Source organism: Salmonella sp. A7, from assembly GCF_020181675.1.
Taxonomy (GTDB): Bacteria; Pseudomonadota; Gammaproteobacteria; order Enterobacterales; family Enterobacteriaceae; genus Salmonella; species Salmonella enterica.
This window is the reverse complement of record NZ_CP084001.1, coordinates 4,132,589-4,146,024: the sequence shown is the minus strand read 5'-3', so window position 1 is coordinate 4,146,024 and position 13,436 is coordinate 4,132,589. Positions and strand designations below refer to the sequence as shown.

General features: G+C 53.1%; 9 protein-coding genes and 3 tRNA genes. 6 read left to right on the top strand and 6 right to left on the bottom strand.

The genetic code is table 11. From position 1 onward, the window contains the following. Nucleotides 1-5: 5 nt before the first annotated feature. Together frdB and frdA are read right to left on the bottom strand one after the other, a co-directional pair. Complete coding sequence (gene frdB, locus LCS67_RS20175) at nucleotides 6-740, bottom strand: fumarate reductase iron-sulfur protein (RefSeq protein WP_000829509.1); 735 nt, start codon at nucleotides 738-740, stop codon at nucleotides 6-8. Continuing rightward, on the bottom strand, nucleotides 733-2,523 hold the full coding sequence (gene frdA / locus LCS67_RS20170; protein ID WP_001192952.1) for a fumarate reductase (quinol) flavoprotein subunit: 1,791 nt from the start codon (nucleotides 2,521-2,523) through the stop codon (nucleotides 733-735). The genes frdB and frdA overlap by 8 nt, the downstream gene beginning before the upstream one ends. Before the next feature lie 322 nt (nucleotides 2,524-2,845). Here frdA and epmA point away from each other — a divergent pair, with 322 nt between their 5' ends. Together epmA and yjeM are read left to right on the top strand one after the other, a co-directional pair. Continuing rightward, nucleotides 2,846-3,823 carry an elongation factor P--(R)-beta-lysine ligase gene (epmA, locus tag LCS67_RS20165; RefSeq protein WP_000004797.1) on the top strand — a complete coding sequence of 326 codons (978 nt, stop codon included), beginning with the start codon at nucleotides 2,846-2,848 and terminating at the stop codon, nucleotides 3,821-3,823. Nucleotides 3,824-4,048: 225 nt separating this feature from the next. Then, on the top strand, nucleotides 4,049-5,551 hold the full coding sequence (yjeM, locus tag LCS67_RS20160) for a glutamate/gamma-aminobutyrate family transporter YjeM (protein ID WP_000149874.1): 1,503 nt from the start codon (nucleotides 4,049-4,051) through the stop codon (nucleotides 5,549-5,551). 61 nt (nucleotides 5,552-5,612) lie between these two features. Here yjeM and mscM read toward each other — a convergent pair whose 3' ends face one another. The 3 genes from mscM to rsgA all read right to left on the bottom strand — a co-directional run bounded on the left by mscM (nucleotide 5,613) and on the right by rsgA (nucleotide 11,070). After that, nucleotides 5,613-8,939, bottom strand: coding sequence for a miniconductance mechanosensitive channel MscM (gene mscM, locus LCS67_RS20155; RefSeq protein WP_001236755.1), 3,327 nt, complete (start codon nucleotides 8,937-8,939; stop codon nucleotides 5,613-5,615). Between the two features lie 18 nt (nucleotides 8,940-8,957). After that, entirely contained in the window at nucleotides 8,958-9,926 is a 969-nt protein-coding gene (gene asd / locus LCS67_RS20150; protein ID WP_000934949.1) for an archaetidylserine decarboxylase, read from the bottom strand. 91 nt (nucleotides 9,927-10,017) lie between these two features. Beyond that, on the bottom strand, nucleotides 10,018-11,070 hold the full coding sequence (gene rsgA, locus LCS67_RS20145) for a small ribosomal subunit biogenesis GTPase RsgA (RefSeq protein WP_000041945.1): 1,053 nt from the start codon (nucleotides 11,068-11,070) through the stop codon (nucleotides 10,018-10,020). 106 nt (nucleotides 11,071-11,176) lie between these two features. Between rsgA and orn the strand changes: the two genes are divergently transcribed. Then, nucleotides 11,177-11,722 (top strand): oligoribonuclease, encoded by a 546-nt coding sequence (orn, locus tag LCS67_RS20140; protein WP_001271546.1) that lies wholly within the window; start codon nucleotides 11,177-11,179, stop codon nucleotides 11,720-11,722. 61 nt (nucleotides 11,723-11,783) lie between these two features. Here the strand turns inward: orn and LCS67_RS20135 are convergent, their stop codons facing one another. Beyond that, nucleotides 11,784-12,524: an arginine ABC transporter substrate-binding protein gene (locus LCS67_RS20135; RefSeq protein WP_000727894.1), complete on the bottom strand. Its 741-nt coding sequence runs from the start codon at nucleotides 12,522-12,524 to the stop codon at nucleotides 11,784-11,786. Between the two features lie 275 nt (nucleotides 12,525-12,799). Between LCS67_RS20135 and LCS67_RS20130 the strand changes: the two genes are divergently transcribed. The 3 genes from LCS67_RS20130 to LCS67_RS20120 all read left to right on the top strand — a co-directional run bounded on the left by LCS67_RS20130 (nucleotide 12,800) and on the right by LCS67_RS20120 (nucleotide 13,219). Beyond that, nucleotides 12,800-12,875: transfer RNA gene (locus LCS67_RS20130), tRNA-Gly, on the top strand. A gap of 37 nt (nucleotides 12,876-12,912) precedes the next feature. Then, nucleotides 12,913-12,988, top strand: a tRNA-Gly gene (locus LCS67_RS20125). A gap of 155 nt (nucleotides 12,989-13,143) precedes the next feature. After that, nucleotides 13,144-13,219, top strand: a tRNA-Gly gene (locus LCS67_RS20120). Nucleotides 13,220-13,436 lie beyond the last annotated feature (217 nt).

Genomic DNA, 13,436 nt, shown 5'->3' with positions numbered 1-13,436 from the left:
ACTCCTTAGCGTGGTTTCAGGGTGGCGATAAGAAAGTCTTTCGAGCTTTCCACTTTACCCTGCTGAATGGCCGCAGCCGGATCGACATGTTTTGGACAGACTTCGGAGCAGTAGCCCACGAAAGTACAGGTCCATACGCCGTTCGGACTGTTCAACTGCGCCATACGCTCCTTCTTACCGTGATCGCGGCTATCTTCGTTATAGCGATGCGCCAGCGTAATCGCAGCCGGTCCGATAAACTCAGGATTCAGACCGAACTGCGGGCACGCGGCGTAGCACAGACCACAGTTGATGCAACCGGAGAACTGGTGATACTTCGCCATTTGCGCCGGGGTCTGGACATTCGGCCCCTGATCTGGCGTGCGAGAGTTGCCAATAATGTACGGTTTGATCGCTTCCAGGCTTTCGATAAAGTGCGTCATATCGACAACCAGATCGCGCTCAATCGGGAAGTTCGCCAGCGCTTCCACCTTCATACCGTTGGTGTAATCGCGCAGGAAGGTTTTACACGCCAGTTTAGGGACGTTGTTGACCATCATGCCGCAAGAGCCGCAGATCGCCATACGGCAGGACCAGCGGTAGCTCAGGTCTGGCGACAGGTTATCTTTGATGTAGCCCAACGCGTCCAGTAGCGATGTTGTTTCATCATAAGGAACTTCATAGAAAGCACTGTGCGGCGCGGTATCGGTTTCCGGGTTATAGCGCACCACCTCAACTTTCAGGTTTTTCATCTCAGCCATTCGCCTTCTCCTTCTTATCGGCTGCTTCCGCTTCACCGCCGTAAACACGTTTGGCTGGCGGCAGGGTGGTGATTTTCACGTCGCTGTATTCCAGACGGGTCGTGCCATCAGCATCGCGGAAGGCGAGGGTGTGCTTGAGGAAGTTCACATCGTCGCGCTCGGTACAGCCTTCATCCAGACGCTGATGCGCGCCGCGGGACTCTTTACGCGCCAGCGCAGAGTGCGCCATACATTCCGCCACGTTCAGACCATGACCCAGTTCGATGGTATACAGCAGGTCAGTGTTGAACACGCTGGAGGTATCGGAGATACGTACGCGCTTGAAACGTTCCTGAAGCTCGGCCAGTTTATCAATGGTTTTCTGCATCAGTTCCGGGGTACGGTAAATACCGCAACCTTCTTCCATAGACAGACCCATCTCATCGCGGATCTTCGACCAGTTTTCGTTGCCTTCCTGGTTCACCAGATTTTTCAGACGTTGTTCAATATCGGCAACCTGGGCGTCGAGCGCGGCGCTATTTGCGGCGCCTGCCGTCGCAGCGCGTTCCATTGCTTGTTCGCCAGCCAGACGACCAAATACCACCAGTTCCGCCAGTGAGTTGGAACCGAGGCGGTTCGCGCCATGCAGGCCAACAGAGGAGCATTCGCCAACGGCAAACAGCCCTTTGACACGGCTTTCACAGTTCTGGTCGGTTTCAATGCCGCCCATGGTGTAGTGCGCGGTCGGACGTACTGGAATCGGTTCTTTAACCGGATCGACGCCGACATAGGCTTTCGCCAGTTCGCAAATGAACGGCAGACGTTCATGCAGTTTCTTCTCGCCGAGATGACGCAGGTCGAGGTGAACCACATCGCCGCGCGGCGTGGAGATGGTGTTGCCTTTACGCCATTCGTGCCAGAAAGCCTGGGATACTTTGTCGCGCGGCCCCAGTTCCATATATTTGTTTTTCGGCTCGCCCAGCGGCGTTTCGGGGCCCATGCCGTAGTCTTGCAGATAACGGTAGCCATTTTTATTGACCAGAATACCGCCTTCACCGCGGCAACCTTCGGTCATCAGGATACCGGAACCTGGCAGGCCGGTCGGGTGATACTGAACGAATTCCATATCACGCAGCGGAACGCCGTGGCTCAGCGCCATGCCCATCCCGTCGCCGGTGACGATGCCGCCGTTGGTGTTATAGCGGTATACGCGGCCTGCGCCGCCTGTCGCCATTACCACGGCGTTGGCACGGATTTGCACCAGCGTGCCTTCCATCATATTCATTGCCACCAGGCCGCGCGCATGGTTGTCATCAACCAGAATATCCAGCACAAAATGTTCGTCAAAGCGCTGGATTTGCGGGAACTGCAGGGAAGTCTGGAACAGGGTATGCAGCATATGGAAGCCGGTTTTATCCGCGGCGAACCAGGTACGCTCGATTTTCATACCACCGAAGCGACGCACGTTAACGCTACCGTCCGGACGGCGGCTCCACGGGCAGCCCCATTGCTCCAGCTGCGTCATCTCAGTGGGACAATGGTGGACAAAGTAATCCACGACATCCTGCTCACACAGCCAGTCTCCGCCTGCTACCGTATCGTGAAAATGGTAGTCAAAGCTGTCATGATCCTGGGCGACAGCGGCTGAACCCCCTTCGGCAGCGACGGTGTGGCTGCGCATCGGGTACACTTTTGAGATCAGTGCGATTTTAGCATTGGGATTCGCCTGTGCGGCAGCAATTGCAGCACGTAATCCCGCGCCACCGGCGCCTATAATGGCAAGATCGGCTTGAAAGGTTTGCACGACATTCCTCCAGATTATTGTAATTTCACCCTCGCGCAGCCAGATAAAGCCTCTGGGTTCTGCGAAGTATGAATGCGTTTCCACTGCTCCTTTATGGGTACAACAGTATAGTCTCAGGGATGTCAGGGAAATTTGACGTGTTCGATTTTTTTAGCGTATCAGAGGGATGAATTATCATTGATTTTGATTAATTTAATTACTAAACCATCTGAAATCACTTTTTTTACCCTCCAGAAGGCACCCGATACGCCTGCGCAAAATTTGTTTCGCCCGCGCGTTGCGAGTAGACTTCGTGACCTTGTCTTAAACTGGAGAAAGAATCATGAGCGAAACGGCAACCTGGCAGCCGAGCGCGTCCATCCCCAATTTATTAAAACGTGCGGCGATTATGGCGGAAATCCGTCGTTTCTTTGCCGATCGTGGAGTGCTTGAGGTTGAGACGCCCTGCATGAGTCAGGCGACGGTCACAGACATTCATCTGTTCCCGTTCGAAACGCGTTTCGTCGGACCTGGCCATTCCCAGGGGATGAACCTCTATTTAATGACCAGTCCGGAATACCATATGAAACGCCTGCTGGCGGCAGGGTGCGGTCCGGTTTTCCAGCTATGCCGCAGTTTCCGTAATGAAGAGATGGGACGACATCATAATCCGGAATTCACCATGCTGGAGTGGTATCGCCCGCATTACGATATGTACCGCCTGATGAATGAAGTGGATGATTTGCTTCAGCAAGTGCTGGATTGTCAACCTGCGGAAAGTCTCTCCTATCAACAGGCGTTTCAGCGCCATCTGGAGATTGACCCGTTATCAGCAGATAAAACGCAACTGCGTGAGGCGGCGGCAAAGCTTGATTTAAGCAATATCGCTGATACGGAAGAAGACCGTGATACGTTGCTGCAACTGCTGTTCACGATGGGGGTTGAGCCGCATATAGGTAAAGAAAAGCCGACCTTTATTTATCACTTTCCGGCAAGTCAGGCATCGCTGGCACAAATCAGTACCGAGGATCATCGCGTCGCCGAGCGCTTTGAGGTGTACTACAAAGGTATTGAGCTGGCGAATGGTTTCCACGAACTGACGGACGCACGTGAGCAACAACAGCGCTTTGAACAGGACAATCGTAAGCGCGCCGCGCGCGGTCTGCCGCAGCAGCCGATTGACCAAAATCTATTGGATGCGCTGGCCGCCGGTCTACCGGATTGTTCCGGCGTGGCGCTGGGTGTTGATCGTCTGGTGATGCTGGCGCTGGGAGCAGAAAGCCTGGCGGACGTGATTGCTTTTACGGTCGATCGGGCGTAAATCTGAAATTCACTCTTTGGCGAGATAAAATGGCGCAATAAGCGCCATTTTGTAGCATATTTTTTCAATTATCCTCTGTTTGCCACAACATAAGGCTGGAACTTTGATGCCATTTAGGTATCAATCCTGTGTTGATTTTTTTATCGCTGACCTTTGTAAAAAAGAAGGCGGCGTCAATCGGTGAGCGGCGTCTGGCAAACGCGCTCGAGCGTAAGGGATGGTTGAATGACCCACACGATAAAAAAGATGAGCCTTATTGGGCTTATCCTGATGATTTTTACTTCTGTTTTTGGTTTTGCGAATAGCCCGTCGGCGTTTTATTTAATGGGGTATAGCGCAATCCCGTGGTATATATTTTCTGCCTTGCTGTTTTTTATTCCATTCGCCTTAATGATGGCTGAAATGGGTTCCGCTTATCGCAAAGAAGAGGGCGGGATCTATTCGTGGATGAATAATAGCGTGGGGCCACGTTACGCGTTTATCGGCACGTTTATGTGGTTTTCATCGTATGTCATATGGATGGTAAGTACGGCGGCAAAAATTTGGGTACCGTTTTCTACTTTTGTTTTTGGCGCCGATATGACGCAGCACTGGCGTATTGCGGGGCTTGAGCCTACGCAGGTTGTCGGGCTGCTCGCCGTCGGCTGGATGATTCTGGTGACGTGTGTCGCCGCCAGAGGGATCAATAAAATTGCGCGAATTACGGCGGTCGGAGGTATTGCCGTAATGTGCCTTAATTTAGTTTTATTGTTAGTGAGTGTCGCTATTTTGTTATTAAATGGTGGGCATTTTGCACAAGAAATTAATTTTACCTCGTCACCGAATCCGGGTTATCACTCCGGCCTGGCAATGTTGTCATTTGTGGTATTTGCTATTTTTGCTTACGGCGGTATTGAGGCTGTCGGCGGACTGGTGGATAAAACCGAGAAACCGGAAAAGAATTTTGCGAAAGGTATTGTTTTCGCGGCTATTGTGATTTCAATTGGTTATTCTTTGGCGATCTTTTTATGGGGCGTCAGCACTAACTGGCAACAGATATTAAGTAATAGCGCCGTTAACTTAGGGAATATCACCTACATTCTGATGTCGAGTTTAGGCACGACATTAGGTAACGCGTTAAACCTTTCTCCGGACGCAGCGATGACGGTGGGCGTCTGGTTTGCGCGTATCACCGGCCTTTCTATGTTTCTGGCTTATACCGGCGCGTTTTTTACGTTGAGCTATTCACCGCTGAAAGCCATTATTCAGGGGACGCCAAAAGCGTTGTGGCCCACGCCGATGACGACACTGAACGCTAACGGTATGCCGGCGACCGCTATGTGGCTACAGTGCGTGCTGGTGAGTCTGTTTATTTTGCTGGTCTCTTTTGGCGGTGACACCGCATCGGCGTTTTATAACAAACTCACGCTGATGGCGAACGTCTCAATGACCTTGCCATACCTGTTCCTTGCGCTGGCATTTCCCTTCTTTAAAGCGCGTCAGGATCTGGAGCGGCCATTTGTTCTCTTTAAAACCAAAGCCTCTACCCTGGTCGCGACGGGTGTTGTGGTGCTGGTGGTGACGTTTGCCAACGTCTTTACCATCATCCAGCCGGTGATTGAAGCTGGGGACTGGGACAGCGCCTTGTGGATGATCGGCGGCCCGATCTTTTTCTCGCTGCTGGCGATGGCGATTTATCAGAATTACAGCAGCCGCATGAGTGCCGATCCGGAGTGGGCGGCGGAGTAAAGGCCGTATGCCGGATAAGACCCCACGGGTCGCATCCGGCATTTCTTGCCTGGATCATGCGCTACAAACTCCCCGCCGGGCGGCTGGTTTTACCCGCTGACGTTAACGTTCTCCCCGTTTGTTTACCGCCGAGACTCTCCAGACGCATCTGGAACGGCGGGAACGGCATATCAATACCGTGCTCGCGGAAGCCAGCCAGAATCAATTGGTGGATCTCATGGCGTAATGGCATACGGTGTCCCATTTCCGCGGCATAAATACGCAGTTCGAAAATTTGAATACCCTGCTGGAGATCCACCAGAAAGATTTCAGGCGGTGGGTTATCCAGCACCAAAGAACAGCGCTGCGCCGCCGTCAGCAGAATTTGCGTCACCTCTTCGCTATTGGCATCCGCCGGTGCCGGGATGGTTAACACCACGCGCGTAACGGAGTCAGACAGCGACCAGTTGATAAACTGTTCGGTGATAAAGGCTTTATTCGGCACGATAATCTCTTTACGATCCCAGTCGCTGATAGTGGTGGCGCGGGTATTGATTTTGGTCACGCTGCCGGTGAGATCGCGAATGGTCACCGTATCGCCGATACGAATCGGCTTTTCAAACAAAATAATCAGGCCGGAGATAAAGTTAGCGAAAATTTCTTGCAGGCCAAAACCAAGCCCAACGCCGAGCGCGGCAACCAGCCATTGTAGCTTCGACCACTCAATGCCGATCATCGAGAAACCGACCAGCCCGCCAATCAGCATTAATAGATATTTGGTGATGGTCGTGATGGCGTAACCGGTACCAGGCGTTAAATCGAGATGCTGTAATAACGCCAGTTCCAGCAGCGCAGGCAGATTACGCACCAACTGCGTGGTGATGATAAAGACCAGAATCGCAATGAGCACCGCCCCGAGGGTAATCGGCTCCAGGCTTTCCACTCCTTGCACCGTAGAGGTGACATCCCACAGCGAAATATTCTCCAGGAAGCCGAATGCCGAGTGGATTTCCGACCACAGTACAATTACCGATAGCAGGGCGATAAGCATCAGAATTGAGCGGACCAGACGCAGCGACTGAGCGCTAATAGCGTCAAGATCGATTTCACTTTCATCGATGTCGACCGCGCCTTCCAGGCTGGAGGAGTGCGCCGGTTCTTCTTCGCCGCGCGCGCGCTGCGCCAGCATTTCCGCCCGACGATGTTTGGCGCGGTCAAAAGCCAGTCGGCGTCGTTGGATCAGCATCCAGCGGCGAATGACGTGATAGATGACCAGCAACAGGAACCAGATGGCGACCGAGGTTTCCAGTCTCGCCAGTAGCGCCTGCGCCGTGGCCAGATAACCCACCGCCGCCGCCAGAATCGCGATAAGCGGCGCGCCCATCAACATATTCCACAGCAGGCTGTTGACCATGTTGTCGCCGTTGCCTTCTTTATCAAGATAGAGCGGGATGCCCGCTTTTTTCAGACTCAGCGTGACCAGCGCCAGCGCGCCGCATATCAGGATGAAGCAAAGGCGGCCCAACGAGCCGGAAAACTCCCGATCGTTAAGATTATCAAACATGATCACTGCCATGATGAGCGGCACGATCAGCCCAATGCTCATCAGGTAGTAGCGCATCGCTTTCGCTACCCGGTTTCGCGGCCAGCCAAAATGCGCCACAAACAGGCCATTAGGGCGGGCAAACGCGGCGCAAATCATGACTACCCACAACAGCGGTACTGTCGCCGTCACGCCATCGCCGATGGCGACGGCCAGCGGATACGGCCAGGCTTCCTGTAGACCATAGCCGAGCGTCGCCCACAAGACCGGCAGCGGCGAGGCCACCAGAATCGACCAGAACACCGTTCGCAGCGTCAGCGAGAAGTGATCCTGGGTGACTTTCCCGACGCGCGAGGCCGAGCGCTCAAGGAACCGGTTGAAGTGTTGGCGTGAATAGAGGCTAAACCCGACCAGCGCCAGCGCGCCGAATAACGGCAGTAGCGTCTCTTTGCTGGTCAGCATCATGATGCTGGCTTTACCTAACTGATTAAACGTATCTAATGAGATAAGCCGGCGTAAATCCTGAACCAAATCAACAGGCCAGGAGAGCGATAGCGGGCTAACGTCAGCGGTCCAGAACAGATAACGGTGGGTCGCTTCATTAACCTCTTTAAGCGCATCCTCCAGTTGGCTGTTGGAGACTTTCAGTTTGGTCAGCTCCAGGATCAGCGTATCGCCGCCCTGTAACAAAGAGTTGAGCAGCTCGCGCTGAGTGCGAAGCTGGGCGTCAAGGATCTGGTTTTGCTCGGCGGTCAGCGGCTGTCCATTGGCCTGACGTATTTGCCGTAGCTGCGGCTGCTTATTGAGTAACTCTTCATAGCGCATACGGTGGACGCGTAGCTGCGCCATTTCCGTATCAAGCTGCTGCGGCTTAGGCATCTCTGGCAGACGGGCGACCTGCGCGCGCAGCGCTTCGCCAAGCATGTTGGACACGCCAAGCCATTGCGACTGCTCCCGCAGCGTATTGAGCGCCTGGCGCACCTGTAACGTTTGGCTGGTGGCCTGTCGCTGCTGCGAGGCGACCAGATCCATCCGCTGCGCTTGTTGATTGAGTGCCTGTGACAGCTCGCGGTTGACTTTAAATTGTTCGACGATGCCTTCCGGCAAACCGGCGCTGTTTTCCGCCAGCAGCTCAGTGCTTTCCAGCGCGCGTTCCGCTTCACGTTGACGCAGGCTATTGAGCTGATTGCGCAGCGCCTGAAGATACGCATCCAATTGCTGACTCTGTTTTTCCGCCAGCTCGGAACGCAGACGAGCCAGTTCCTGCCGGTTGTTGGCGGACAGTTGCGCCAACTCCAGTTCGTCGACTAACGCTTTTAGTTTGGCGGACTCCGCCTGCATACTGAGACTTTGCGCCTGGCTAAGCGCGGCACTTCCGCCTGCGGCGCCGAGCCGTCGCTCAATCTCATTAAGCTGGCGGCGGGCATCGTTTTGCTGTTGGGGAAGCTGGCTGAGCGAGTCGGCGATCTCCCTGACGCGCTCCTGCTCCTGTTGCGCCTCGCGGGTTTTATCCAGTAGCTGGCTGCTAACCTGCAAGATCTCCTGATTTAACGCTTCGGTGGACATCTCTGGCGGTACGCTGCGAGGCTCATCGCGCAGATTATTCAACTGGGCGCGCAAGGTGGCGGATAGCTTAGGGAAATTATCAATAACGTGTTGATATTGTTTCGCGCGCTCAAGCGAGCCTTTTCGCTCTTCAAGCGCGTTTAAAGCAGTCTGGAGCGCCTCAACGGCTTCCGGCTGAGCGGGCTTCGCCGCTTTTGCCTGCTCCAGTTCCTGCGTGATTTGTTTGGCGTCGGGGGCCGTTGCGGCGAACGCCCCCGTGCTGAGGCACCAGGCCATCAGAAAAGCGATAATCAGGCGCACGTCAGCATTCTCTCTTGATTAGGTGTCGTCTTTTTTATTGTCAACCAGCGGGCTGGCGTCGTGTTCGGCTTTAATTTCTTCTGCCGGCAGCGGAGCAGGTTCTACCTCCGGCGCGACGAATGTTTCGGTCGACGTCGCCAGCGGTTGGCCAATTTTGGTAACGGACAGGCTTGCCAGCGACGCGATCAGATTCACTTTCCCCGGCGCAAATAAGTTGATGACCGTGGAACCCAGTTTAAAGCGCCCCATCTCCTGGCCTTTCAACAAGGCGACAGACCCTTCATGTTCGCCTTCTGGCCAGGTCCAGCGCTTGATGATGCCTTCGCGCGGCGGGGTAATGGTTCCCGCCCAGACGGTTTCGATACTGCCGACAATAGTTGCGCCGACCAGAATCTGCGCCATAGGACCGAACTCGGTATCAAACAGACAGATAACGCGCTCGTTGCGGGCAAACAGGTTGGGGACGTTTTGCGCGGTCAGATGGTTAACGGAGAACAGATCGCCCGGTACGTAGATCATTTCACGCAGGATGCCGTTGCATGGCATGTGCACGCGATGGTAGTCGCGAGGGGAGAGGTAAGTGGTCACAAACGTGCCGTTGCGGAACTTATCCGCCATCAGGTAGTTACCCGCCAGCAACGCCTCAAGGCTGTAATTATGGCCTTTGGCCTGCAAAATTTTATCTTCTTCGATACGACCTAACTGGCTTATCACGCCGTCGGCAGGCATAACCAGGATGTTAGGATCGGTATTGAGCGGACGCACGTCATCACGCAGCGGACGAACAAAGAAATCATTGAACGTACGATAGCTGGCGGTATCCGGTTTTTGCGCCTCGGTCATATCAACTTTGTAATACTTTACGAAGAGATCGATAACCAGTTTTGTCAGCCATCCTGCTCGTTTGCTTGCGCCCCAGCCCGCCAGGCGAGTGAGCCATAGTTTCGGCAGAATGTATTGTAGCGAAAGTTTAAATGAGTTTAACAAGGTAGCCTCCAGGCCATTGTTGTTCCTGAACCGGCAGTTATACCGGTATCCTGAAAAAAGGGGACGATTCTAACGACGCCTAGCGTATCTGTCAGTCGTCCGTATCAGAAAAGTTTTTACGCGTTTTTACCTGCGCCATACTTTCAAGAATTCGGTGATAATTTTCGAAACGGGTTTCCGCAATAGCGCCGTTCTCTACCGCTTCGCGAATGGCGCAGCCTGGATCGGCGTCATGCTTGCAGTCCCGGTATTTGCAATGTCCCAAATAGTCATGAAATTCGACAAAGCCCTGGGTGATTTGTTCCGGCTCCAGATGCCATAAGCCGAACTCGCGCACGCCGGGGGAATCAATGACATCGCCGCCATGCGGGAAATGATACAGACGAGCAGCGGTAGTGGTATGTTGACCCAGACCGGAGACATTCGACACATCGTTCGTCAGAATCTCGTTCTGTAAGCCGAGCAGAGCGTTTAGCAGACTGGATTTTCCGACGCCGGACTGCCCGGCAAAAATACTGATGCGACCGGTTAACGCCTCTTCCAGCGGTTTCAGACCATCCTGCGTATGGCTGGAGACCATCAGCACGCGATAGCCGATATTGCGGTAGATATCCATCTGCTCATTAACGAAGTCCATACCTTCGTCGTCCAGCAGATCAATTTTATTGAGTACGATAAGCGGCTCAACCTGTAGGGTTTCACAGCCGACCAGATAGCGATCGATGATATTCAGCGACAGCTCCGGCAAAATCGCGGAGACGATAACGATTTGGTCAATGTTGGCGGCAATAGGCTTCACGCCGTCGTAGAAGTCCGGGCGCGTCAATACCGAGGTGCGCTCATGCACCGCTTCAACGATGCCTTTTACGTTGACGCCCTCTGCGGCGGCTTTGCCCGGACGCCAGACGACGCGATCGCCCGTCACCAGCGAACGGATAGTGCGGCGGATATTGCAGCGGTGAACCTCGCCGTCAGCAGACTCCACATCGGCATGCATACCAAAACGGCTAATGACGATACCTTCTGCAGGCTCGCCAAACAGGTTGTCATCGTAGTCGGCTTTCTCCGCGGACGTTTTTAAACGACGCTGGTGATTGGCGTTCACACGGCGCTGCTGGCCTTTGGAGAGTTTATTTTTGCTCAATCGTACTGGCTCCTGGTCGCCCATAGTGGGCAAAACATCTATGATACACGCAATTGTAGATGAATATAGTCACAGTGAATGTGACCTCTGAACGGTGGAAAATAGCATGAGTGCCGATGAAAACAACCTGATTTGGATCGATCTGGAGATGACAGGTCTGGACCCCGAGCGCGATCGCATTATTGAGATAGCCACGCTGGTGACGGATGCCAGCCTGAACATTCTGGCAGAAGGGCCGACGATTGCGGTACATCAATCCGATGCGCAACTGGCGTTAATGGATGACTGGAACGTGCGCACCCATACCGGCAGCGGCCTGGTAGATCGCGTTAAGGCAAGTACGATGGGCGAACGAGACGCTGAACTGGCGACGATTGAATTTCTGAAAACGTGGGTGCCTGCGGGTAAGTCGCCGATTTGCGGTAACAGTATCGGTCAGGATCGTCGTTTTCTGTTTAAATATATGCCGGAACTGGAGGCTTACTTCCACTATCGCTATCTGGATGTCAGTACGCTCAAGGAACTGGCGCGCCGCTGGAAGCCGGAGATTCTGGCCGGCTTTACCAAGCAGGGCACGCACCAGGCGATGGATGATATTCGCGAGTCGGTGGCGGAGCTGGCTTACTACCGCGAGCATTTCATTAAGCTGTGAGGCGTAACATGCCGGATGGCAACGCCAGAGCGTCTCATCCGGCAGCTCTCCCGCCACTGAATTACTGCGTAAACCATTTCTCTTGCATTTGCGCATATTCCGGCGACGCTTTCACCTTGTCGAGCGCGGCATTAATTTCTTGCAATAGCGCGTCGTTGCCTTTGCGTACCGCAATGCCTAACCCTTTTCCGTAGTAGTCAGGATCGTTGGCGCGTTCATCCATGATGGCATAATCCGGATTGTTTTTTAGCCACTTACCAATCGCGGCGACATCGCCAAACACGCCCTCAAGACGGTTGTTTTTCAGATCGGTAAAGGCGTTTAGATAGCTGTCATAGGCGACAGGCGTGATGGCTTGTTGTTTATCCTGCAAATAGCGCTGATGCGTTGTACCGTTTTCCAGACCGACTTTTTTGCCTTTCAGATCGGCAAAAGTGTGATAAGCCCCTTTACGCGTGACGACTACCGCCGATAAACCTTCGTAATAGGGTCGGCTAAAGGAGACCTGCTGCTCACGTTTGGGCGTCATATCCATACCGGCGATCACCGCATCAAACTTTTTGAAGCGTAGGCCGGGGATCAGACTATCAAAGCTCTGGTTAGTGAATGAGCACTCCGCTTGCATCTCTTTGCAGACCGCGTTGGCGACATCAATATCGAAACCAACAATTTTATTATCGGCATCGACAAACTCATAGGGCGCATAGGTGGCGGAGGTGCCAAAATGTAATGTTCTGGCGGAAACGGAAGCGGCGTGAACGGAGAGGCTGGCTAACAGCATGACAATAAGTTTTTTTTTCATCTTGATCCCTGATATCAATTGGATGTTGTGGTCACCGTGCTATTCTTTTTTTGGCGCAGGGTGCTATTCTGATTCTGTGCCTTTAGGCGTGGCGTGAAAAGTTTTTTGTTGCATAGCGCACGCTTTGCTCGTTTTTTGTCTTGTTTGGTGATTTAATCAGCATTCAAACAAAAATCGCGAAAAAATGCGTTCAGGGGCTTGCAGCTAAATGGATTTCTCGTATAATGCGCCTCCCGTAACGACGCAGAAATGCGAATTACGACAGCAACAAATTTGCGGGAATAGCTCAGTTGGTAGAGCACGACCTTGCCAAGGTCGGGGTCGCGAGTTCGAGTCTCGTTTCCCGCTCCAAAATTTGAAAGTACTTGTTAAGTACAAGCGCACCCAAGCGGGAATAGCTCAGTTGGTAGAGCACGACCTTGCCAAGGTCGGGGTCGCGAGTTCGAGTCTCGTTTCCCGCTCCAAATTTGAAAGTACTTGTTAAGTACAGACCACCAATCGCAGGATTTCGAATTGCGACAAGGCGGCAACTGAATGAGTCCTCAGGAGCTTACTGAAGTAAGTGACTCAGGCGAGTGAAGGCAGCCAACGCAGTAGCGGTTCGAAAGACGAAGATTATGCGGGAATAGCTCAGTTGGTAGAGCACGACCTTGCCAAGGTCGGGGTCGCGAGTTCGAGTCTCGTTTCCCGCTCCAATTCTTATCTACAGTAAAATTATCCACAACGAATATCGCGTTGGGGCACGTTTTGTTCCGCTTTCGTCAGATCCTTGTAAACAGACTTATCCACAGGGCGGCCCATTACTCCTGGAATGCAAAAAATTATACCTGACGCGTAGAATTTTTATAATTTACTGAAAAATATAGAAAAAATAAGATTTCAAAACGTTAGCGTTATTGACTATTCCTTTTT